The following is a 23,028-nucleotide window of genomic DNA, read 5'->3' as shown; positions in this document are numbered from 1 at the left end:
CCCGGCGCGGGCTTCGGTGTTTCCGCCGATCTAGTCGTGGGTGAGCGTCGCGCCGTTTCTGAAGAAAGGGGGTCGGCCTTTTGGGGGTGGCCTCAGGATGGGTCGCGGCTCTCATTGACCGCCTTGCCTGTCGAGGCGAGCTCTTCCCCGTGCACCCACGCGCCGCCGCCACGTCGCGGGGCGTGATCCACCCTAGGCCCTTCGGCATCTCGATCACGGGAGCCGCGCCAGCCACGATCGCTTCGAACGAATGGACCCGCCACGGCGCAATGACATCGTTCGACGGGTCTTTCCGCGGGCCGGCCGGTGCGCGACTCGGCGACGAACGATGAGCCGTGTCACAGCCCGCGTGTCGGCCGATCGCCGAGCGTGCTCGCTACGAACAACCAGGAGCTCTCAGATCCATCGAGTTAGGTGATCCATGACAACCACAGTGGGAATATCAGCAGAGTTCGCAGTCATCCGTGGGGTACTGCTGTCCAGCGCGCAGGCGGCACGACCCGAGGTCCTGCTGTCGGTCGAGCAGCGAGTCGACCAGGGCGGGTCGGTCGTCAGCACACTGGACGCCCTCACCGAGGCGGAGCCGTGCATCGCGGACGCCGCCGTGGCCTACCACACGCCGCAGGACCGGAAGAAGCTCGTCTCGCAGCTGGCATCCGGAAGATGGCAGACATCGTCGTTGGTTTCGACCCGATCGGCGATGTTCGCGCTGGTCGGTGGCACGCCGGAGCTGGACGAGTTCAGAACCGTGGTGTTACTGAACTTCGCCGATCGCACCGCGACCGCGGTAGTGGTCGGGGCAGATCGTGGGCAGATCCTGGCGTCGGACTCCTGGACCGCCCCGTTCGGCGTCGGCACCGCGCCCGATGATCCCACCGGGGCGTTCGACGCGGACCCGATGAGCGAGACGATCGGTCGGGTGCGGTCGATGCTCGCCTCGATTCCGACGCATCCCGGCGTGATCGCCCTCTGCGGCTCGGCGGCGGCCGAACCCGACATCGCGGTCTTGCGGGACGAGCTCGCCGCACCCGTTGTCCTCCTGCCGGACTTTGCCGATGCTACGGCGCGGGGAGCGGCGCTGATAGCTGCCGAACAGGCGCGTAACCAGTCCGCCGCACCATTGGCAGAGCCCCGGCACCCCAGACGGCTACCTCTCGCTGCTGCAGTCGCCGCGGCGCTGCTCGTCACGTCCGGATTCGCGGTGACACACGTACTCGACGACAGCCCATCAGCAATGAACGCAGGCTCTGCCGACACGACCAGACCTTCGCCGCCGTCGAATTCAGCAACAGTCATCGAGCCCACGACCGATGCGCAGGTTCCGATCTCGCCTGCGGACTCTGCGCCACCACCGGCTCCCATTCCGACTCCGGCACCACACCCCGACCAGGTGTCGGTCGCCCCCGCTACTGCGGCGCCATCAGCGACCGCCCCGCCCCCTGCTCCGCAGCAGAATGGGGAGGAACCCGCTTGGATTCCCACCCCTACCGCGAACCCGACAGCTCCATCCACACCGCTGGACTCACCGCAACCGACCACACCGAGCGACCCGACGACACCGACAAAGGTCGGCGCCCCCGACTCGAACGGGCTGTTCCCCGGAGAATCCCCGCGCCCGCCTGCGGGCGCGGACCCCGCAGTGGAACGCGCATGGTGGGACAACCACTGGAACCTGAAGCAACGTTGGTTGCACGGCGGCTGAAGTCGACGCCCACAGCACCCATCCATGCCTCCGTGCGCAGCGAACTCCGTCCGCCTTGCCCACCACCCGATGCGAGGCGGGTTCCACCGAGCATGCAGCGCAACACCCGCCCCGCCGCCCAACCCTGACGTGCTGCGCTCGACAACTGCTGCAACACGCGACCGCTGCTCGTCACCCACGACCGGCGACCGCGACAATATTCTTGGAGGATCTGTGAACAGCGAACCCGTCGAGCTAGCTATAGCCAGCACCGTCAAAAACGGCGACCGTGAGTTGCGCATCGAAATCGCCGAACCCCAACAGGACCACACGACGCGAAGCTGGCAGTGCACCTACCGCGTCGAGGGCGCCCGGGCACACATAGCCCACGGCCCGGACCGGCTGGCCGCCATCTACGCCGCGATGATCGACATCCCGAACGCAGCAGCCCGAGCTAGCTCGGGCCGCCCAGCCGAATCGGACCGATCACGAGTACGTGTAGGTCCGCGACAACGCGTCGGCAACTCCACCGGATCCGCGACGAAGGCGCGCGAGTTCGGCCCGCATCTGGCGGCACGGGCCGTCCACACCGCCGAGGGGCCGGTGGTGATCACCCTCGGACGCCCTCGCCAAGACCCCGATCGTCCGCATACCTACCTGTGCCCCTTCCGTATCGATGATCGCACCGAAGCCTTCGGGCAGGGCATGAACGAGGTCCACGCTGTGATGTCGGCGATCCGCGGTGTGGGCGCCATCCTGGGCATACCGCTGGACTGGCCCATGCCGAGCACGCCGGCTACGCGGGCGGCCGATAGGTAACGTCTCTGGCTATCGCTTCGTCGATCTGCTCAGGAGTAAGCAGACCCACGGTGTGCGACACCGCCGCACCAGCAGCCGCGGTGCGAATCGCGAGTGCCGCGGCCGAGACATCGTCCGGGACATCACCGATGACGAATAGGTCGTCGTCGCCGAACGCGAAATAACACGCTTCTACCCGACCACCCACGCTCTCCACCATTTCGGTGATGGCCGCGCGGCGGGCACTGCCGCCCTGGGCCAGCAGGCCTTGTGCCCCCTCTTGGAGATAGCTGACGCGCCACATGTATTTGGGCATACCTAACGGCCTCCTCTGATCCGGGCGATCTGGGCGAGACCGACCCTACGTGCCCGCCACCCCCTGAACGCTCCAGGTCGAACACCGTGGTCGCAATGATGCGGCAACGTAACTGCGGCGATATCGGAAATCACGGCGAGTATCCTCGGCGCGCCGGAAACCCTCCAGAACGCGAGGCACCTGCATCGCGGTCGTGCACCGCATCGTCGATGACGACGACAATGTCGTCAGCGCAGCCGCCGCATCGCTCGTTCTGCGGCATTGGCACCGCACATGCCGTGCGCCCCGGGGCCGGGCGGGGTCGCCGCCGAGCACAGATAGTGTCCGGGTAGGCCGATATCGTAGGGCTGCAAGGTTTTTCGTGGGCCGAATAGCAGCTGCGGGATGTTCTTGGCGCCGGTCATGATGTTGCCGCCGACGTAATTGGGGTTGTAGTCGGCGAATGCTGTTGTGGTGCGGGCGGTCAGGCCGACTACGCGGTCGCGGAAGCCTGGTGCGAAGCGTTCGATCTGGGCGAAGATCGCTGCGGTGGCGTCGCCGGTGTAGCCGTTCGGGACGTGCGCGTAGGTCCATATCGGGTGTATCGAGCCCACCGACCGTTGCGGGTCGGCGAGGTATTGCTGGCCTACCAGTACGAACGGGCGCTGGGGCATCCGTCCCGCGTGGATGTCGCGTTCACCTGCGGCGATCTCGGCGAAGGAGCCGCCGAGGTGTACCGTGCCTGCGCGGTGGGCGGACTCCGTCGTCCATGGGATGCCGCCGTCGACCGCGAAGTCGACCTTGAAAGCGCCTGGCCCGTAGCGGAACCGGAGGTAGGCACGGGCAATCCGCGTGGGGAGCTGATCGCCGAGGATCTCCGCGACCGCTGTCGGTGCGAGATCCCAGATGGTGATATCGGACAGTGGTAAGTCGGCCAGCGAGCGCACCCGGACGGAGGTCTCGACCTTTCCGCCGTGATCGGCCAATACCGCGGCCATGCTGTCGGCGATCTGCTGGGATCCGCCTGCCGCGACCGCCCAGCCGTATCGGTGTCCGGCGGTCAGAATGCCGAGCCCGATGCTGGCACTCAACGGGCGCTCGAGTGGGTGGAAGGCGTGGGCGGCAACGCCGCCGAACAGGGCGCGTCCCGCTTCGGTACGGAAGGCTCGCGCCAGCAACGTGGCGGGCGCGGTCGCCGGAATGCCGAAGCGCGCCAAGCGGATCGGGTGCCGGGGCATCCGCAGCAGGGGGCGCATGATGTCGGCGCCGATCTCGTCGTAGTTCGCGACCGGGCGTTCGAACAGTGTGCGCCACAGCCGTTCGTCGGCGCCGAGGCCCGTGGCGGTCTCGGCGACCGAGCGGTGCAGCACTCCGGCGGTGCCGCCGTCGAGGGGATGGACGCAGTCGAGTTCCGGCCACGCCCAACGCAACCCGTACCGTTGCAGGTCGACGCGCCGCAGGAACGGCGACCCCACGGCCATCGGGTGGATGGCCGAGCAGTGGTCGTGCAGCAGACCGGGCACAATCGCCTCACTCGAGCGGGTGCCGCCGCCGATCGTGCCGGCCGCTTCGAGGACCGTCACCTCCACGCCCGCCAGAGCCAGGGTGATAGCTGCGGCCAGCCCGTTGGGGCCACTGCCGACCACTGTCGCCGTTGTCATCGACTTTCCTTTCCTTGCTCGAGATAACTTGCGGTACCGAGCTATTCGGCCCGGACCACCGCGTCCTGGTGCGGCGCGCCGGTGACGTCTTCACGCCGCCAGGTCACCGTGAGGGGAATGGGCCCGTCCGGCAGCCACGGCATTGCCTCTACCGCGTCGGCGACCTCCCATGTCCCGCGTTCGATGACGCCCAGCGCCGCGTCGACCACCATGTACTCCTGAGTACTCTTGTGGACCGGTTGCGACTCCACCCACACCACGATCCATTCTCCCGGGGCGAACCCGACCCGTGCCTGGACCGCGTCGATCAGGTCGAGGTTGTGCAGGTGGCCGTCGCCGAAGTTGAAGCCGATCAGCGAGTTACAGGCGAACTCGGCCTCGCGCACGGTCCAGCGATCGATGTCGGGAAGATGCTTGTACAGCAGGGAGAACAAACCGCGGCCCTGACTGTGCATGGAACGCCAGGCGATGGTCTGCTGCATGGTGATCTCGGCGACCGCAGGCGGATATCCCATGGCCAGCAGTTGGTCGACCTGGTTGTCGGCGGGGCGGTGGGCGATGGTGTTCAGCTTCGCCTCCGCGCCCGGCGCGAATGCCCACAACGCCGAGGCCCAGTTGCCTGCGTACTGGCGCATGGACGGCAGGAACGACACCAGATCGGGGCGCAGATTGCCCAGCACCGGGAAGAAGGCGAGCCCAGCGGCTATCGCCACCGTCAGCCACGGAGACGACATGTCGAATACGCCGTAGCCGCCCGAATTCGGGAAACCGAGGAAAAGGAAGACTGTGAGGTAGGCGAACAGGATGTTCCACTCCAGCGGCACGGCCAGCGAGAAGGTGGAGGTGATGAACAGGTGGAAGATCACCATCATCGCGACACCGGCCAGGGTCAGCCAGTGGTTCGTCGAGAACAGCAACACGATCGGGGTGAGAACCTCCACGGCGGTACCACCGACGTGGGCCAGGTACGAAGCGACCCGTGAAGGTCGGATATCGCGCGGAAAGTCCCGGTAGTGGGCGCGTTTGATCGACCGGAACGGCATGGCCGGACTGTTGGACACCATCGGCGGCACCACATTGGTGAAATGCTTGCCGAACTTGGAAACTCCCGCGCCGACCCACACGATCACGATCAACAGCTTGGCCGCGACGATCATGTCGGTGAACGGCAGCACCGCGAAGAACAGCAGCGCCGGCAGGTACTGCTCGCCGCGAGCCGACAGGAAGATCGTCTTGTCCCGCAGCCCGCACAGGATGTAGAGCACAATCGGCGCGATCAACAGCGCGGGCCGAACCAGCCCGGATGTGTTGTGCGGCAGTGCTTCCAGTAGCGAGGCAGTCGTTCGGCCCGGTGCTACCAGGGCGACCACCAGCGAGGCGATGAAGCCGAGGTACAGGCCCACATCGACCACGGTGCGCGAGTCACCGTCGGTGAACGGCACCCGATACCACGGCCGCAGACGGATACTTCCCAACCGGGCGAAATACAGGATGCCGCCGGTCATCGGCTTGAACTTGCCCGCCAGCGGCCCCCAGGAGCCCGCGACTCCGACGGCTTCGAGCAGCACTGTCCACAGGACCAGCTTCTGGTACACGACCGGCTGGTTCCACCACTGCGCCACATCCCAGAACGGGCCGGTACCGGAGGTCGCCGTCGCGATCGCGACACCGCCGACGATATAGAGCACGAGCACTTTCGCGAGGTACACGGTGTGGATCATCTTCGGCGTGCCGAATCCGTATTCCGCCCAGTGCAGCGCCAGCGTTCGAATACGTTCGCGCAGTGGCAAATCCAAGAATGTCTCGGTGTCAACCGGCGGGAAATCTCCCGTCTTGAATCCCATGGCTCGATTCCTTTCTCCCTGCTTCCGGGCGCGAGCGACCGCGACCGAAAGGTGGTCCTTCGTTCGAATTGAGTTGCGGTGCAGAACAGCTCAGACGCGTACGGCCATGACCCGCAGCTGCCTCTTGTCGATCTTGCCCACCGGATTACGCGGCATCTCCTCGGTCAACACGATCGCGGCGGGGACCTTGAACGCGGCGAGCTCGGCACGGCAGTGCTGGGTCAGCTCTTCGACGGTGACCGTGGCCTGTGGCGCGGTCACCACGTGGGCGACCGGCACCTCGCCCAGCACGGCATCGGGCACGCCCACCACCGCGGCTTCGTGGACGGCCGGATGCCGGTAGAGCGCGTTCTCGATCTCCTTGGGGTAGAGGTTCTCGCCGGCGCGGATGATCATGTCCTTGATCCGGTCGACCAGGACCAGGTAGCCGTCGTCGTCGAAATAGCCGACGTCGCCGGTGTGCAGCCAGCCGTCCACCACGGTTTCGGCGGTTTCCGTCGGCTTGCCGAGATAGCCGCGCATCACATTCGCCCCGCGAACGACGACCTCACCGGGTTCACCGGGTGCCGACAGCGCGCCGTCGGCACCCATGATCGCCACCGTCTGGCCGGGCAGCGGCAGCCCGACAGTGCCCGGCTTCCGTTGGCCCGCTGGCGGATTGAGAGTCGACGCGCAGGTCCCCTCGGACAGACCGTAACCCTCGACGATCGGCACATCGAAGCGCTGCTCGAACCGGGCGATGAGCTCAGCGGGCATAGGCGCGGCACCGCAGATCGCCAAGCGCAACGAGGAACTGTCGGGGCGGGGACCTTCGGGCTGGGCCACCAGCATCGCGTAGATGGCCGGCACCGCGGAGAAATAGGTGGGCCGGACCCCTTCGACCGTGTCGAAGAACCCGGAGGCGGAGAACTTCCCGGCGATGGTGGCGCGCCCGCCGGCCAGCAGTGGCGACAGCACACTGACCACGATGCCGTTGACGTGGAACAGCGGCAGGATCAGCAGGCTGTGGTCGGTCTCGTGCAGACCGATCGAGTCGATGATCATCGCGCACATGGCGGCGAGATTCTCGTGGCCGAGTAGCACCCCCTTGGGCTTGCCCGTGGTGCCGCTGGTGTAGATGATCAACGCCAGGCCGTCGGCCGATGTGGCCGCGGCGATCATGCCCGCATGCTGCGATAGTGCCGCGACGTCGAGAGTGACTGCGGCCCTGCCGGGTTCGCCGATGACTACTTCGGCGCCCGAGTCCTCGATCTGGAACCGGATGTCGTCGTCGGTGAGCCCGGGATTCACGGGAGTGACCGCGGCGCCGAGCCGCCAGGCCGCGAACAGGGCAACCACGAGGTCAACCCGGTTGGGCAGCATGACCGCGACGACGTCGTCGGGCCGCACCCCCGCGCGGTGCAAGACCGAGGCGGCGGTGTCGACCCGAGCGCGGAACTGCGCGTTCGACAATGAGTCGGTGTCGTCGGCGATGCAGTGACCGTGCGGGTCGGCAGCGGCTCTGGCCTCGGGCAATTCGGCGATGTGTCGCATGATTCCTCACCGGTAGTGAATGTGATCTGAGTTACATCACTCACGGTAGGACGCGGATTCGCCGCCGACTACGGGCCCGCGGCCCAGCGTTGCGGCGCGGTGTTGTGCCACGAGCACAAACACCGCCACACAGCCGAGAGCCGGGGGTACTGTCTGCGGCCATGGCCCACGACAACGATCTACTGGTGCGTGCGGTGGCGGGCCGGATCAAAGCCGACCTGGACCACCTTTCACCACGCATGACCACGATGTTCACCGAGGTCATCCCCGAATTCCGGCACGACGACGAAGTTCGCAGGCTGATGGTGGCCAGCACCGAGTCCAACCTCTCCGCGATCCTGGACATTCTCACCCTGGCCATCGGCCTCGACGACATCACCGTCCCACCGGCCGCCGCCGAGTACGCCCGCCGCTTCGCCCAGCACGACCTGGCGCTCGAGGCGATGCTGCGCGCCTATCGGCTCGGCGAGAACATGTTCGTCCAGTGGACGATGGCGCTGCTGGCCGAGCTGAACCCGGCCACCGACGTCGCGCTGGCCACCGCCGCACGCATCGCCGATCTGGTCAACAGCTATATCGACCAGGTGATCGAGGGCTTGATCGACATCTACGAGAGCGAACGCCGCCGCTGGGACGCGCGCACCGACGCCGCCCGCGCCGCGCAGGTACGCGCTGTCGTCGACGCCGACGACCTGGATGTGAGCTCGGCCGAGCAGATGCTGTCGGCCTCCCTGCGTGGCTGGCACCAGTTCGCGATGCTGTGGACACCGCCCGGAACCCGCGATCCACGGGCGCCCCTGCGCGCGGGCACTGCCCTATTGGCGGCCGCGACCGGCAAGACACCGATGACCGTCGAGGTCGATGATCACAACCGGTGGGTGTGGATCTCGTCGGTGGCACGACCGGTGCTCGACACCGAACAGCTCGCCCGCGACCTGCGTGCCCATCCGAATCTGTCCGTCACCCTGGGTGATCCAGCGACCGGGCTCGAAGGATTTCGCCAGACCTTCCGCGACGCACAGCAGGCCCGTGCCGTCGCGCTGACCGTGCGGGGGCACGGACTGACCGTCTATTCCGACGTGGCATTGGCGGCCTTGTTCGCCGACCGGGTCCCCGAGATACAGAGATGGGCCGGGCGCGTACTCGGCGCGCTGATGGGCACCGACGACACGGCCGTACGGCTACGCGAGACCGTTCGCGCGTTCCTCGACGCCCGCGGCAGCTACACCGACGCCGCCGCCCGGCTGCACGTCCACAAGAACACCGTCCACTACCGGGTGCGCCGAGCCGAGGAGCTACTCGGCCATCCCATCAGTGAGCGCAGGCTCGACATCGAGGTGGCCCTGCTGACCTGCGCCCAACTGGGAATACCTCCTGGCGACCACCGCCGAGTCCCTCGCACCTCGGCCGAGACGAAAGCGGACGACGCAACCTGACATCGCACCCGGCAGAGTGCGGCAGCGCCGCCCTTTCGTGTGGGTCAGGGTTGACCGCTGACTACGGCGGTGACGGCGTCGAGGAAGGGCTGTCCGCCCATGGCATAGCCGCCGGCGATCGCGCCGAGGACCAGTCCGACGGGGCCGGTGACGATGCTGAGGAAGCCGAAGCCGAGCACGGTGCCGATGAGCCCGCCGAGGATGCCACCGGCGACCACGCCGACGACGTTGCGGTTGATCTCGTTCGTCAGCTGGGACATCGGGCTGATGGTCTGTATCTCGCCGATCTCGGTGGCGCTCGCCTGCGGGGCGAGGACGAGGTGGTGACCGTTGTCGGAGATCGTCTGCGCCACCCGCATTGTCGTGCCGGAGACCTGGTAGGTGAGCGGGATACGGGTAACCACGGCGCCGGAGTCGGAGGTGAGGGTGACCGCGGCGTTGTCGTCGGTGGTGGTGAAGGTGCCGCCGGCGACGGTGGTCAGCACGCGGGAGAACTCGGTGAGGGTGGCCTCGTAGTGCACGGACTGGTCGACCCCGGACGCGGTGACGCCCTGGGGAGTCGGCGCCACCGGCTGCGCGGCGGCGGCCCCCGCGCTGATCCAGACGGCGGTACCGACCACAAGCGCGGTGACAGGGAAGTGACCGAGATTCATCAGGGATTTCCTTTACGCATGACGAAGACTGCGCGGCCGATCGGTGTGCCGCTGTCGGGCACGAACCTTGTTGTCCGCGAGTGAGATCGGGCAGACCCTAGCACCCTTTTTCGTCGGATAGTGATCCCTGTCGAATTGGGCGATGGACCAACTTTTCGCTGTAAAAAGATGCGGATTCACAATTCGACACGCCCGTATGCGGGCGTGTAAGAACTGTCAGACAAGTGGGGTGTCGGTCGGGACGTCCAGCGGATGAGTAGGGACAACACAGATGGCGCGTCGGAAGAACTTAGCCGTGGCTGGCGTGTCGGTGGTGGCGGTGTTTGCCCTGGCAGGGACCTTCTACGGTGCGCTTTCCGTCATCGCGGGGTTCAGTGCGCGGGTGTCCGGACCGCCCGACAATGACTCTGCCGCAACAACTTCGCTGACCGAGGTTTCGGCAACCCAGCCGCTGGGTAGTTATACCGAGCTACCCGGCGGTGTCGCATCCACACTGAGTAAGTCGGTGACTCGGATTCCCCGGGTGGATCTCAGTGTCGGCGATTGCGTGAATTTGGGTGCGAGCTCGGCCGACATTCAGCAGGCCGCGTGTGGTGGCACCAATTCTCACTACAAGGTGACGGAATTGGCGTCCGCGGGCGGCCAGTGTCCGGGCGACGTCGACCGCTCACAAACTCGGACGCTTCCTGGCGGCGTGGACGAGACCCTCTGCCTCGACATCGATTGGACAGTCGGCGGCTGCATCGATCTGGCCGGTGGCGGGGTCAGGCACGTGGAATGCACTGCCCCCGTTCCTGGTCGGCTCCGCGTGCTCGAGGTCCGACACGACACCACGGACGTCAACTTCTGCACGGCGGGCGACCGCGGTGTCGTCTACGACCAGCGCCGCTACGTGGTCTGCGTCAGCTCGCGCTGAGTGTCGTAGACCTGCTACGCGCGTGCGGCTGACGCGCCGGGACGGCCCTTCGCACCTGGTTCATCGCGCCATAAACTCGCCGCATGCATCCGATGCTGTTCGCGCTCAGTCAACTGCCGCTGCGATGCGTCAACGCTGCGCTCGACCTGCATGTCGGCGGGCGCCACCGCGAGGTGTTCTTCGACATCGACAAGACCTACCCGGCGCTGCGGGAGATCGACCGCAATGCCGACAGCATTCGCGCCGAGCTCATACCACTGCTGTCGGACTGGCAGGAACTGCCGGAATATCACGAGGTCGACGCCGCGCAGACGCGCATTTCCTCGTCGACGCCGCATCGCTGGAAGGTGTTCCTTCTGTACGCGATGGGCGAGAAGCCGGCAGGCAACCGGCAGCGCTGCCCGCGGACCTGTGTGGTGATCGACGGCATTCCCGGCTTGTTCCAGGCCTTCTTCTCCATCCTGGAAGGTGGCAAATCGATCCCGGCCCATTGCGGGCCCTATCGCGGCTACCTGCGTTATCACCTGCCGCTGGTCGTGCCGGCCCGCAATCCACCGAGTATCCGGGTCAAGGACATCACGCATACCTGGCGCGAGCGGGAAAGCATCCTCTTCGACGACAGCTGGGAGCACGAGGTCCACAACGACGCGGATGATCTGCGCGTGGTCCTCATCGTCGACGTGCTGCGCCCGCTGCCGCTCCCCTTCCAATCCCTGAACCGGCTGGTCAGCGTGTTCATCCGCTACCTGTACGGCCGGGGTCTCGTGAAGAACCTCCGCTGAGGAGCGACATCGTCTGACAGGAAGCTCGACTCGGCGAGCCGACTGGAGGAGACTTTCCTGAATGGTATTCCTCGAAAAATGGTTTGCCTCGAATTCTGAACACCCGCAGCAGCGCGTGCGGCCCAGCTTTCACGCCGAGGAAGTACCGCCCGGAGCTTTTCCGCTCTCGCCGGCCCAATATGGGATCTGGTTCGCCCAGCAACTCGCACCTGAGGTGCCGTTCTGCATGGCCCACTATGTGGAATTGCACGGAGAACTGGATCCCGAGCTCCTTCGCGAGAGATCCGTGGTTGCCGGTCGCGAGTTCCAGTCGGCCTTTCTTCGCCTGATCGAGATTGATGGTCGGCCGTTCCAAATCGTTGACCAATCGCTCGATGCCACGATGGCCTTCATCGATTTCCGCGACGAGCGCGACCCGGTTGCGGCGGCACATCACTGGATGCGGCGGGACTGTGCGGCACCGTTCGACCTTCTTGCTGATCGCTTGGGCGCGATCTCGATCTTGCAGGTCGGCAACTCCGATTACCTGTGGTACGCAAGGGTTCACCACATCGCGTTGGACGGTTTCGGTGCGGCGGCGATGTTCCGTCGAGCCGCCGAGCTCTACACGGCCGCAGTCGAGGGCCGGGACGCCGGGCCGAACAAGGCGATGGATCTGCGTACCCTGTTCGAGCTGAATCGGAAGTACCGCGGCTCCAGCCGGTTCTCCGCCGATCGGGAGTACTGGGCGGAGCGGATCGCGGGCCTGTCGGACTGGGGCACACCGGAACACGAGATGGTTCCTGATGCTGTCCGAAACATCGTCGAGAGCCTGCCGCTGTCAGACACCACAGCCGCGCGTCTCGAGGACTCCGCGAGCCGGTTCGGTGCGACGTCGGCAGCCGTGGCTCTCGCCGGAATCGCCTGTTACCTGTCCCGGATGGCAGGCACCGACGAGATCCTGGTCAGCATCCCGGTCTCCGGGCGAACGACCGCTGCGCTGCGTCGTTCCGGCGGCATGCTCGCCAACATCGTGCCCCTGCGGCTGCACGTGCGGCCCGAGGACTCGGTCGGCGAGCTCGTGCGGCGAGTACAGGGCGAGTTGATCGGCGCGCTGCGTCACCAGGGCTGCAGCATCGAGGATATCCGCCGCAATGCCGGGGTTACCGGCACCGCGGCTCGATTCTCGGTGCCGCAGGTGAACGTGATGCTCTTTCACTCTGAAATCAAGGTCGGCCCGATCGTCGGGCACGTTCACGTCCTCAGCCGGGGTCCGGTCGGAGATCGACTGATCACTGTGTACCAGACTGGGACACCGGCGAAGACCGTCGTCGAAATCCGTGCGAATCCACATCGCTACCGAGACGACGCGGTACGCACTCAGCACACGCAGATCGTCGACCTACTCGAGGAGTTCATCGCGGCGGACGCCGACACCGCGGTAGGGACGATCCACGCAACCACTGCACGCGTGGGAGTACGCCTGCAGAGGCAGGCCTCTGATTTGAACTACTGGCGGCGTGCACTTGCCACTATGCCCGTATCGGCGTTGCCGACCGACCGGCCCCGCTCAGCGCAACGATCGCCGCGGCGTGAGCGGTACGAGTTCTCGATCGGCGCCGACGTGCATCGGCGGATCGAGGCCATGGCGCGGGAGTACCAGGCGAGTGTGTTCATGACCGTGCACGCGGGGTTCGCGGTGCTTTTGTCGCGGTTGTGCGGCAGCTCCGACATCGCGGTCGGCACGGCGGTGCGTAGGGAGGCCATCCTCGACGAGGGGGCGGTTGGGACGTTCGTCAATACGCTGGTATTGCGCACCCCGGTACGCGATGCCACCTCGTTCAGGGAACTGCTCGAGCTGGTCCGCGACGCTGATCTGGGCGCGTTCGCCCATGCGGAAGTGCCGTTCGAACGAGTGGTCTCGGAGCTCGAGCCGGTCCGGTCGACAGCGCACGCACCCTTGTTTCGAGCGGCCATCGACGGCTGGAACACCAGCCGACCGGTCCTGGAGTTACCGGGACTTCAGATCGAGATGGCCGGGGTGGATCCGGGAACCGCACAGATCGATCTGCGGCTGACCCTGGCCGAGCGGTTCGACGAGGATGGTGCACCGGCGGGCATCGCGGCTGGATTCACCTATGCGACAGACTTGTTCGTCCCGGCGACGGTGCGCAGCTTCGCTGACTGCCTTGTGCGGGTCCTCGACACCCTCACCGCCGATCCAGACCTACCTGTCGGTGCCATCGAACTCCTCGATGGCACCGACAGGCAATGGGTACTCGGTGAGTGGAATGCCACCAACCATGCCGTCGGCGACGGTCTGACGTTGGTGTCCATGTTCTCCGCGCAGGTCGTGCGCACGCCGGAAAACATCGCGGTGGTGTTCGAGGACGAACGCTTGTCCTATGCCGAATTCGGTAGGCGGGTCAACCAACTCGCCCGCAGACTGGTTGTCGAAGGTGTGGGACCGGAGACCTTGGTCGCCGTGGGGATGCGGCGGTCGATCGACATGGTTGTCGGCGTGTACGCGGTCCTCGGGGCGGGCGGAGGGTATGTGCCGGTCGACCCGGATCAGCCCGCTGAGCGGTTGTCCTATCTTCTCGACACGGCCGATCCGGTCTGTGTGCTCACCAGCGAACCGGACAGGATCGCGATGGCGGGGAACAGACCTGTCCTGGCCGTCGACACCCTCGATGTCTCGGGGTATTCGACTGCGCCGCTCTCGGATACGGACCGAATCTCGCCACTGCGGCCGGGAAACACCGCGTACGTGATCTTCACCTCCGGCTCCACCGGGGCGCCGAAGGGCGTGGCACTGAGCCACGCCTCGATCGTGAACCGCTTGGTGTGGGCGCAGGCCGAGTATCGGCTCGACCACACCGACGTGGTCTTGCAGAAAACGCCGATCACCTTCGACGTGTCGGTGTGGGAATTGTTCTGGCCACTGCACACCGGAGCGCGATTGGTGATCGCGGCACCGCACGGGCATCGGGACCCGACGTACCTGACGCGGATCATCGACACCGAACGGGTGACGACGGTGCATTTCGTACCGTCGTTGTTGGCTGCGTTCGGCGCCGAGTCGGTCGGGGAGTTGCCGACGCTGCGGTACCTGTTCGCGTCGGGCGAGGCTTTGCCGGCGCCGGTGGCGCAGCAGGTACGGCAGCGGATGCCCGCCGGGGCAGTACACAATCTCTACGGACCCACCGAGGTGGCGGTGGACGTGACGTTCCACGAGGTGACCGCTGCGGATTCCGACGCAGTGCCGATCGGTGTGCCGGTGTGGAACACCCGGGTTTATGTCCTCGATGACCGGTTACGGCCGGTGCCGGTGGGAGTGGTCGGCGAGTTGTATGTGTCGGGAGTGCAATTGGCGCGGGGCTATCACCGGCATCCGGGATCGACGGCGGTCCGGTTCGTGGCGGACCCACGCGGACAGCCCGGTGAGCGAACATATCGGACCGGAGACCGGGTGCGGTGGACCCGGGACGGGCAGCTCCAGTGGGTGGGGCGCACCGATTTCCAAGTGAAGGTCCATGGCTACCGAATCGAGCTCGGCGAGGTCGAGGCGGCATTGCTGCGATGCGACTCGGTCGCGCAGGCGGTGGTGATCGTCCGCGACGACGGGACCGGGGACCGCCTGATCGGGTACGTCGTCCCCGAACTCGGTGCGGTGGTGGCCGTGGATGCGGTGAAAACCTCGCTGAGGCAGTGGTTACCGGATCACATGATGCCTGCGGCGGTGGTGGTGCTCGACGAGTTCCCGCTGTCTCCGGCCGGAAAGCTGGATCGGGGCGCGTTGCCTGCCCCGGATTTCACCGCGGCGGGAACCCGGTTCCGGGCGCCGTCGACACCGGGGGAAGAGATCGTGGCCGGTGTGTTCGCACAGGTCCTCGGGGTGGATCAGGTCGGAGTCGATGACAGCTTCTTCGCTCTGGGCGGGGATTCGATCATGTCGATCCAGGTGGTGACGCGAGCGAAGGCGGCGGGGTTGATGTTCACCGTGCGGGAGGTATTCGAGCATCGGACCGCGGCCGCGCTCGCCAGGGTCGCCGTGCCGGGCGGCGGGGTGTGCCCGGTGCCCGCGGAACTTGCCGGTGGCGGGGTCGGCGAGGTGGCGCTGACCCCGATCCTGGGATGGCTGCTCGACCGCGGCACCGGTTTCGACCGGTTCTCGCAGGCGGTGCTGCTGCACGCGCCGACCGGGCTCGACGGGGACACACTGGCTCGCACGGTGCGGGCGGTGCTCGACCGGCACGACATGCTCCGCGCGACGCTTCGCCCGGACCCGGGAGCCGGGATCGGCTGGGTAGTGCGGGTACGGCCGGCCGGGTCGGTGCCGGCGGACCGATTGATCCGTCGGGTATCGGTCGAATCCGCAACCGGGGCAGCGTTCGCCGCGACCCTCGCCACCGAGCTGGACGCGGCGACGGGCCGACTGGACCCGGCAGGCGGGGTGATGCTGCAGATCGTGTGGTTCGATCCCGAAACCGCTGGTGATGCAGCCACTTCGGGTGGCCGGGTGTTGCTGGTGGCACACCATAGCGTGGTCGACGGGGTGTCGTGGCGGATCCTGATCCCCGCTCTCGCGGCCGCTTGGTCCCGGATCACGGCAGCAGCGGAGCCGGAGTCGGCCCTGGTCGGCACCTCCATGCGCCGATGGGCGCACGGGCTGGTCGAGGCCGCGCACAGCAGGGAGCGGGTCGCGGAACTCGAGCTCTGGACAGGCATGCTCACCGGCCCTGATCCGGTGCTGGGGTCGCGGCGACTGGATCCGGCGGTGGATCTGGCATCGACGGTCGACACGGTCACCATCGATCTGCCGGCCGAGGTGACCGAGACACTGCTGACCACGGTGCCCGGTAAGTTCCACGGCACAGTCAACGACGGGCTGGTGGCGGCGCTGGCGCTGGCGCTGACGACGTGGCGGCTCGATCGGGACGTCGATACCCGCGAGACGCTGATCAGCTTGGAGGGGCACGGCAGGCAGGAGCAGGTGGTTCCGGGCGCGGACCTGTCGCGGACCGTGGGCTGGTTCACCACGATGTGCCCGGTGCGAGTGGACCTGTCCGGGATCGACGTAGTCGATGCCCTGGCTGGGGGCGCGGCCGCCGGGACGGCGATCAAAGCGGTCAAGGAACAACTCCTCGCAATCCCGGATCACGGCATCGGCTTCGGGCTGCTGCGTTACCTCAACACCGACACCGGCCAGACGCTGCGACAACTGCCCGCCCCGCAGATCGGGTTCAACTATCTGGGCCGGATCGCGGAGGTACCCGAGCAGCTGCGCGGGACGGGCTGGACCCCGGCGGACGAGCTCGGTGAACTCACCGCCTCACCGGACCCGGAACTGCCCGCGGCCGCGGTACTCGACATCAACGCGATCGTCACCGACACTCCGGATGGTCTCCGACTGCGGGCGCGCTTCTCGTTCCCGACCGGAATCCTCACCTCCGACGAGGTCGCCGATCTGGCCGGGGTGTGGGGCCGGGCGGCAACCGCGGTGACCGTGCACGCGGCCGCAGCCGGGTCCGGTGGGCACACCCCGTCGGACTTCCCGCTGGTACACCTCGAGCAGTCGGCGATCGAGGCGCTAGAGGCGCGGTTCCCCGGGCTGGTCGAGGTATGGCCGGTGACGCCGCTGCAGGGCGGGTTGCTGTTCCAGGCGCTGCTGGCGGTCCAGTCCGTCGACGCCTATCTGGTACAGCTGGTACTCCACGTTCACGGCCCCCTGGATTCGGGTCGGCTGCGGGCGGCAGTGCAGGCGCTTCTCGAGCGTCACCCGAACCTGCGGGCCGCATTCACCCAGGATCCGGACGGAACATTCGTGCAAGTTGTGCCGGACCGTGTCGAGGTGCCGCTGCACGAGATCGACCTGACCGGGTTCGAGGTAAGTAGCAGGGAGCGGGAACTCGACCGGATTCTCACCGCGGATCGGGGTGTCCGGTTCGACATGGCGACCGCCCCGCTGCTGCGGCTGCGGTTCGTCACCACCGCCCCGGACGAGCACCGACTGATATGGACCAACCATCACATCCTGCTCGATGGCTGGTCCAACCCACTGCTACTGAGGGAGCTACTGAACCTCTACAGCACCGGCGGGGATCCCGCACTGCTGCCGACGGTGTACCCGTACCGGGACTACCTGGCCTGGCTGAACAGGCAGGACCCGGACGCGTCGCGGACCGTGTGGGCGGCGGCCCTGGCCGGACTCGAGGAGCCAACGCTGCTCGCTCCCGCCGACCGGGGCAGACAGTTGTCGGCGATCCCTTGCGACATCCACCTCGCCTTGACCGAACCGCAGACCCACCGGCTCGAGGCGCTCGCCCGCGAGCGGGGAGTCACCGTGAACACCGTCATCCAGACTGCCTGGGGTGTCGTGCTCGCGGCCCTGACCGCACGCCACGACGTGGTGTTCGGTGCCACCGTGTCGGGGCGCCCCCCGCAGATCCGCGGCATCGAGGAGATGATCGGGTTGTTCATCAACACGGTGCCGGTCCGGATCGCCCTCGATTACCGCGAAACCCTCGGCAGATTGCTCGACCGGGTCCAGACCGAGCAGGTCGCGCTGCTCGGACATCACTATCTCGGATTGAGCGAGATCCAACACGCAGCCGGCCCCGCCGCCTTCTTCGACACCCTGACCGTGTTCGAGTCCTACCCGATCGACAGGGTCGGACTGCTCGAGACCACCGACGTCGCCGACATCCAGATTGTCGACGTGACCGGCCACGACGCCACCCACTACCCCCTCAGCCTCACGGTGTTCGTCGACACCCGGCTGCACCTGACCCTCAAATACCTCCCCGACCTGTTCGTCCCGGCGACGGTGCGCAGCTTCGCCGACTGCCTCGTCCGGGTCCTCGACACCCTCACCACTGATCCAGACCTACCCGTCGGTGCCATCGAACTCTTCGACGGCACCGACCGACCTTCAATGCTCGGTAACCGGAACGCGGCCGAGCACGCAGTAGGTCAGGCGGATACCCGGTTCCGGGCGCCGTCGACACCGATGGAAGAGATCGTGGCCGGCGTGTTCGCGCAGATCCTCGGGGCGGACCGGGTCGGGGTCGACGACAGCTTCTTCGCCCTGGGCGGGGATTCGCTGTCCGCGACCCGATCGGTGGCCGCGCTCGAAGCAAAACTCGATCGGGACATCCCCTTACACCTGATGTTCCTGCATCCCACGCCCGCCGGATTGGCCGACCGACTCGACGATCACGGGTCCACGCCGGACTGATTCACTACCTGCACGTTCCTGCCGTGTAACCAGCGCTGAACCTCAGCCGTTCAGGATCAGGTCCGCGCATCGCTCGCCGATCATGATGGTGGGCGCGTTGGTGTTGCCACCTGTCACGCTCGGCATGATCGACGCGTCAGCGACCCGCAGTCCGTCGATTCCGCGCACTCGAAGCTGCGGATCAACGACCGCCCGCTCGTCGACACCCATCCGGACCGACCCGACCGGGTGATAGACGGTGTGGATGCGATTCGGGAGCTCCTCGCGCATTGCTGCTTCGTCGGCGAATTTCGCACCCGGAACGAGTTCGCCCTCGTTGTCGCCGGTTCCCGCCATGATCTCGCGGACCATGTCGATGCCCTCCAGCAGCACCTCGGTGTCCTTGGGCGCCGTCAGATAGGCCGGATCGATGAGTGGTGCGGCCGTCGGATCCGCTGAGGCCAACCGAACAGTCCCCCGGCTCTCCGGGTAGATGAGCGCCGGGAAAACACTTTGACCTGGCTTTTTAGTAGCCGGAACGACTCGCTTGCCGGAGTCCTGATTCGGCGACGGATATACCCAGTACAGGCTGAGTAGTTGCAGGTCGGGGATCTCGCGCGCATGCGAGGTGCGCACGAACGCGACTGATTCGAAGGAGGAACCAGCCGCCCACGACGAACCCGGACGAACCCGTTCAGCCGCCAGTCCACGCATGAAGTACGGCGCCGTCGGCTTGCGCAACGCTGAGTTCATCTTGAACGAGACGGGGACGAAGAGGTGGTCGTGCAGATTGTCGCCAACCGGCAAATCCGCGTTGACGGCGATGCCGTGCTCCTTCAGGTGCGCGGCCGGGCCGATCCCGGACAGCTGCAGAATCTGCGGCGACCCATACGCGCCGGCCGATACGACGACCTCGCGCGACGCTCCGATCACCTGCTTGCCACCGTTGACCAGGATTTCCACACCGGTCGCGCGAGAGCCTTCGATGACGACTTTCGTCACCGTCGTCTCCGTGAGCACGGTGAGATTGGGCAACGGATCTTCGTGCAGGTAGCCCTTGGATGTGGAGTACCGCAGACCTTTCGAGGCGCTCTGCTGAAAAACCGCGACGCCTTCCTGGCTCTGACCGTTGTAGTCGTCGAGCTTCGGCACGCCGAGGCGCGTCGCGGTGGCGTCCATGAACGCACGGGCCGCGTCGGTAATGGTGTGCTGACGAGTGACCTTGATCGGACCGCCGGACCCACGCAATTCGCTCGCGCCGTCCTCCCAGTCCTCCATCCGCTTGAAATACGGCAGGACATCCTCGTAGGCCCACCCCTGACAACCTTCGGCGGCCCAGTCGTCGAAGTTCTTCTTGTTACCCCGGACGAAGAGCATCCCGTTGACCGAGCTCGATCCGCCGAGTATCCGACCGCGCGTCATCGGGATCTCGCGGTCGAGCGCATTGCGCTGCGGCGTCGACCTGTCGCCCCAATCGAACAGCTTCTTCAGCTGCGGCGTCGAGTGGATGACGTTGATCGCACCAGGGATCCGGAAGAGCATCGTGGCCCAGCCCTTGTTGTCCGCTCCACCCGCTTCGAGCAACACCACGGACGCGCCGCTTTCGGCGAGCCTGCGCGCGACCGCACAGCCCGCGCTGCCCGCTCCGACAACGACATAGTCGGCCTCGGCCACGTTGTTCTCCGTTCGGGAGTCGACCCAAACAACACCCGGATTGTATCGCGCCGACTCCGATCACCGGTCGCGACTGCTGATTCAGCTATGGCGTTGATGTCCCGAGTCACCGTGCGGCCCGGCGTCCCCGGCACCCAAATCTGAAATGAAACTGTGTCTGAAATTTCCGGCGAAACCGACGGCGAGTGGCGAGAATTGGCCACGACGGTTCGGCGCGAGTCAGCACCTGCCGCACCGTCGCGACTCCCCTTCGGCAACAAAGGAATTGGACGATGAACAGGTTGTCGAGATCCGCCGCGGCGATGCTGGTTGCCGCTGTCGTCGCGGTCGGGACTGCGGCGGTCGGCGTCGCGCGGGCGGAAACCGCCGGCGCGCAGCCCTGCACCCCGTACACCGCAATTTTCGGGCCGGGGACCTGGGAGACCACGCCGGACGCCGATCCCACGGTGCCCGTCGGCACGCTCCGGCCCGTCGGCGATGGCCTGCAACGCCAGTTCGGCGGTGACCTCACGGCACTCTACGTCCCCTATGCCGCAAGCGCTTTCGACCAGGGCTTGAGCTACGCGGAGTCCCTGAGCACCCTGGAGTCCCGCTTGCGCCAGATGCTGCGTGGCCTGTGCAGCTCGACGCGGGTCGTCCTCGCCGGCTACAGCCAGGGCGCGGACGGCATCGGCGACCTGGCCACCGAGATCGGCAATGGCGACGGACCCATCGATGCCGATCGGGTGGTCGGTGTCGGGCTGCTGGCCGATCCGCATCGCGATCCGAATACCACACTCTCCCTGGGCAATCCGCAGTCGGGCCACGGCATAGCCGGAACGCGAAGCCGGGATTTCGGTGCGTTGACCGACCGGGTTCGCACCCTGTGTGCCGACGGCGACCTGTACTGCTCCCTCGATGCCGCCACCTCCCCGTTCCTCGCCGTGTTGGGCAGGGTCCTGAGTGGTGATCCCACACCGATCGCGAACTTCATCCCCGCTACGGCCGATCCCAGCAGCCTGATCGCTCAAGCCGTCACCATGGGCGCCGGCTGGACCGCCACCGCGGCGAACCTGCCTACCATTCTCGACAACCTCACCCGCCTCCCGGAGTTCATCATGGCGGGTGACATTCGCGGTGCCCACCGGACCGCGCGGGCCCTGAACGTTGCCCTGGCTCCGTTGGTCCAGGCCGCCGCGGGCGTAGACCGAGCCCTGGTCGCCCAGGTCATCCGCGCGGCCGCCGCCGTCGACCCCTCCGGTCGGACGGCGGGCGTCAGCGTCATCGCCGACGCCCTCCTGCACATCGATTTTCTGAACATCGCCGACAGGGTCGGCCGAATTCAGGAAATCCTTTGGCGTGCAGTCGAATCCCTCGATCGCAACGACCCCATCGCGGCCGCCGCCGACCTGGCGACCGTGGCCGCCACCGGCGCCGACCTCACCGGCTCCGTGCTCAGCCCCATCGCCGCAGGCATCCGAGCCGACCTCAACGCGACCACCCGAACCCTGCTCAGCATCACCGACCCCGCCACCGTCGATGAGCTCGTCCAACTGGGCCGCCAAGGCGTGGACATGGCCAACTTCTACGCCTCCGACGCCCACATCGACTACGGCGACGACGTCCGAATCCTCCTGAGCTACCTGAGCTCCCAGGTCGTCTCGTAGCTGTGGAAGGCTGCTGTCACCCCCGATAAATCTCCGGACAAATCGGGGTGACTCAGCCGCGGGCGCGTTGGCCGTTGGCAGCTGCGGTGACGATTTGTGCGATTCGACCTTCCCGTGTCGCGTCTCGAGCGGCGCTGACGATCCACCACAGCATCTGCTTGCGGGCGCTCGGCGGAAAACCGTCCCAGTTGCTTCGAGCTCGCGGGTCCCGGTCCAGCGCCGCCGTCAAGTCAGATGGTTCCTCGAGATCTTCGACTTGGTCCGAAATCGTCCACCAGCCATTGGCTTTCGCGGCAGCAATGACATCGCGACCAGCGTCGGTCATATGGCCATCCTTCTCCATATCGGCTGCGCGTTCGCGGTTGAGCCGGGTCCAGGAACTTTTGGGTCGACGCGGCGTGAACAGCTGCAAGCCGCGCTCTTCGTCGAGAATGGTGTTGGTGGAGTCGATCCACCCAAAGCAGATGGCCTCCTCGACGGCCTCGGGGTACGGGCAGCGTGGTCGGCCGGAGGTGTTGCGCCAGGAGCACAGCCACACGCCTCGGCCTGACGCGTGGTTGTCCGTCAGCCAAGTCCGCCACTGTGTCCGGGTCTCAGCGTGGAAGATCGGGTAGTCGAACTTCCACGTTGGCGGGTGGGCGGAGACCGGTGGCAATGATTCCGAATTGGTCATTTGTTCCCCCAGCTCAGAACGAAAACTTGCACGGTCTGATCGCCCGATTCCCATCTAGTCGCGACGATGGTGCTCCTCCGCTACGGCCCTTCGCGGAAACTGACCATCGGTACTGTGCGTGCATGAAGCAAGAGCCCTCCGGCTACGAACTCTATCTGAAGCGCACCGCTCCTCAGCGGCGCTGGGACGATCGAGACAGGGCGCACAGCAATTCCCGGATTGTCGACCGCTCGACTGC

14 protein-coding genes are annotated in these 23,028 nt (G+C 66.5%); 7 read left to right on the top strand and 7 right to left on the bottom strand.

Features of this window, described 5'->3' with window-relative positions; genetic code table 11:
- The first annotated feature begins 421 nt into the window (after window positions 1-421).
- Window positions 422-1,702 carry a hypothetical protein gene (locus tag ACFXKN_RS30980; RefSeq protein WP_378969102.1) on the top strand — a complete coding sequence of 427 codons (1,281 nt, stop codon included), beginning with the start codon at window positions 422-424 and terminating at the stop codon, window positions 1,700-1,702.
- A gap of 213 nt (window positions 1,703-1,915) precedes the next feature.
- The gene (locus ACFXKN_RS30975) at window positions 1,916-2,500 is read left to right on the top strand and encodes a DUF6968 family protein (RefSeq protein ID WP_378969097.1); all 585 of its coding nucleotides are present in this window, start codon (window positions 1,916-1,918) and stop codon (window positions 2,498-2,500) included.
- Here the strand turns inward: ACFXKN_RS30975 and ACFXKN_RS30970 are convergent.
- The 4 genes from ACFXKN_RS30970 to ACFXKN_RS30955 all read right to left on the bottom strand — a co-directional run bounded on the left by ACFXKN_RS30970 (window position 2,478) and on the right by ACFXKN_RS30955 (window position 7,812).
- Window positions 2,478-2,795: a GYD domain-containing protein gene (locus tag ACFXKN_RS30970; protein WP_378969093.1), complete on the bottom strand. Its 318-nt coding sequence runs from the start codon at window positions 2,793-2,795 to the stop codon at window positions 2,478-2,480. The two genes, ACFXKN_RS30975 and ACFXKN_RS30970, sit on opposite strands and share 23 nt — an antisense overlap.
- 227 nt (window positions 2,796-3,022) lie before the next feature.
- Entirely contained in the window at window positions 3,023-4,435 is a 1,413-nt protein-coding gene (locus ACFXKN_RS30965; protein WP_378969089.1) for a phytoene desaturase family protein, read from the bottom strand.
- A gap of 41 nt (window positions 4,436-4,476) precedes the next feature.
- Entirely contained in the window at window positions 4,477-6,279 is a 1,803-nt protein-coding gene (locus ACFXKN_RS30960) for a DUF3556 domain-containing protein (protein WP_378969085.1), read from the bottom strand.
- Between the two features lie 90 nt (window positions 6,280-6,369).
- Window positions 6,370-7,812: a class I adenylate-forming enzyme family protein gene (locus tag ACFXKN_RS30955; protein WP_378969080.1), complete on the bottom strand. Its 1,443-nt coding sequence runs from the start codon at window positions 7,810-7,812 to the stop codon at window positions 6,370-6,372.
- A 161-nt stretch (window positions 7,813-7,973) separates the two neighbouring features.
- Between ACFXKN_RS30955 and ACFXKN_RS30950 the strand changes: the two genes are divergently transcribed.
- Complete coding sequence (locus ACFXKN_RS30950) at window positions 7,974-9,248, top strand: PucR family transcriptional regulator (RefSeq protein ID WP_378969073.1); 1,275 nt, start codon at window positions 7,974-7,976, stop codon at window positions 9,246-9,248.
- A gap of 44 nt (window positions 9,249-9,292) precedes the next feature.
- Here ACFXKN_RS30950 and ACFXKN_RS30945 read toward each other — a convergent pair whose 3' ends face one another.
- Window positions 9,293-9,901 carry a hypothetical protein gene (locus ACFXKN_RS30945; protein WP_379434373.1) on the bottom strand — a complete coding sequence of 203 codons (609 nt, stop codon included), beginning with the start codon at window positions 9,899-9,901 and terminating at the stop codon, window positions 9,293-9,295.
- A gap of 295 nt (window positions 9,902-10,196) precedes the next feature.
- Between ACFXKN_RS30945 and ACFXKN_RS30940 the strand changes: the two genes are divergently transcribed.
- The 3 genes from ACFXKN_RS30940 (at window position 10,197) to ACFXKN_RS30930 (ending at window position 18,818) form a co-directional block, all read left to right on the top strand.
- Entirely contained in the window at window positions 10,197-10,817 is a 621-nt protein-coding gene (locus tag ACFXKN_RS30940) for a hypothetical protein (protein WP_378969064.1), read from the top strand.
- Window positions 10,818-10,900: 83 nt separating this feature from the next.
- The gene (locus tag ACFXKN_RS30935; RefSeq protein WP_378969059.1) at window positions 10,901-11,599 is read left to right on the top strand and encodes an aspartyl/asparaginyl beta-hydroxylase domain-containing protein; all 699 of its coding nucleotides are present in this window, start codon (window positions 10,901-10,903) and stop codon (window positions 11,597-11,599) included.
- A gap of 61 nt (window positions 11,600-11,660) precedes the next feature.
- Complete coding sequence (locus tag ACFXKN_RS30930; protein WP_379434371.1) at window positions 11,661-18,818, top strand: amino acid adenylation domain-containing protein; 7,158 nt, start codon at window positions 11,661-11,663, stop codon at window positions 18,816-18,818.
- A 42-nt stretch (window positions 18,819-18,860) separates the two neighbouring features.
- Here ACFXKN_RS30930 and ACFXKN_RS30925 read toward each other — a convergent pair whose 3' ends face one another.
- The gene (locus ACFXKN_RS30925) at window positions 18,861-20,471 is read right to left on the bottom strand and encodes a GMC family oxidoreductase (protein WP_379434369.1); all 1,611 of its coding nucleotides are present in this window, start codon (window positions 20,469-20,471) and stop codon (window positions 18,861-18,863) included.
- Between the two features lie 272 nt (window positions 20,472-20,743).
- On the opposite strand from ACFXKN_RS30925, the gene ACFXKN_RS30920 reads away from it, so the two are divergent.
- Complete coding sequence (locus ACFXKN_RS30920; protein ID WP_378969030.1) at window positions 20,744-22,117, top strand: cutinase family protein; 1,374 nt, start codon at window positions 20,744-20,746, stop codon at window positions 22,115-22,117.
- A gap of 52 nt (window positions 22,118-22,169) precedes the next feature.
- Here the strand turns inward: ACFXKN_RS30920 and ACFXKN_RS30915 are convergent, their stop codons facing one another.
- Window positions 22,170-22,790, bottom strand: coding sequence for a YdeI family protein (locus tag ACFXKN_RS30915; RefSeq protein ID WP_379434366.1), 621 nt, complete (start codon window positions 22,788-22,790; stop codon window positions 22,170-22,172).
- Window positions 22,791-23,028 lie beyond the last annotated feature (238 nt).

Source organism: Nocardia sp. NPDC059195 (assembly GCF_042754695.1).
Lineage (GTDB): Bacteria > Actinomycetota > Actinomycetes > Mycobacteriales > Mycobacteriaceae > Nocardia.
The sequence above is the reverse complement of the archived record's forward strand: the minus strand, read 5'-3'. Positions and strand labels throughout refer to the sequence as shown.

Coding starts and splice junctions, on each gene's coding strand:
- ACFXKN_RS30980 (WP_378969102.1), top strand. CDS start 422: ATGACAACCACAGTGGGAATATCAGCAGAGTTCGCAGTCATCCGTGGG.
- ACFXKN_RS30970 (WP_378969093.1), bottom strand. CDS start 2,795: ATGCCCAAATACATGTGGCGCGTCAGCTATCTCCAAGAGGGGGCACAA.
- ACFXKN_RS30965 (WP_378969089.1), bottom strand. CDS start 4,435: ATGACAACGGCGACAGTGGTCGGCAGTGGCCCCAACGGGCTGGCCGCA.
- ACFXKN_RS30960 (WP_378969085.1), bottom strand. CDS start 6,279: ATGGGATTCAAGACGGGAGATTTCCCGCCGGTTGACACCGAGACATTC.
- ACFXKN_RS30955 (WP_378969080.1), bottom strand. CDS start 7,812: ATGCGACACATCGCCGAATTGCCCGAGGCCAGAGCCGCTGCCGACCCG.
- ACFXKN_RS30950 (WP_378969073.1), top strand. CDS start 7,974: ATGGCCCACGACAACGATCTACTGGTGCGTGCGGTGGCGGGCCGGATC.
- ACFXKN_RS30945 (WP_379434373.1), bottom strand. CDS start 9,901: ATGAATCTCGGTCACTTCCCTGTCACCGCGCTTGTGGTCGGTACCGCC.
- ACFXKN_RS30935 (WP_378969059.1), top strand. CDS start 10,901: ATGCATCCGATGCTGTTCGCGCTCAGTCAACTGCCGCTGCGATGCGTC.
- ACFXKN_RS30930 (WP_379434371.1), top strand. CDS start 11,661: ATGGTATTCCTCGAAAAATGGTTTGCCTCGAATTCTGAACACCCGCAG.
- ACFXKN_RS30920 (WP_378969030.1), top strand. CDS start 20,744: ATGAACAGGTTGTCGAGATCCGCCGCGGCGATGCTGGTTGCCGCTGTC.
- ACFXKN_RS30915 (WP_379434366.1), bottom strand. CDS start 22,790: ATGACCAATTCGGAATCATTGCCACCGGTCTCCGCCCACCCGCCAACG.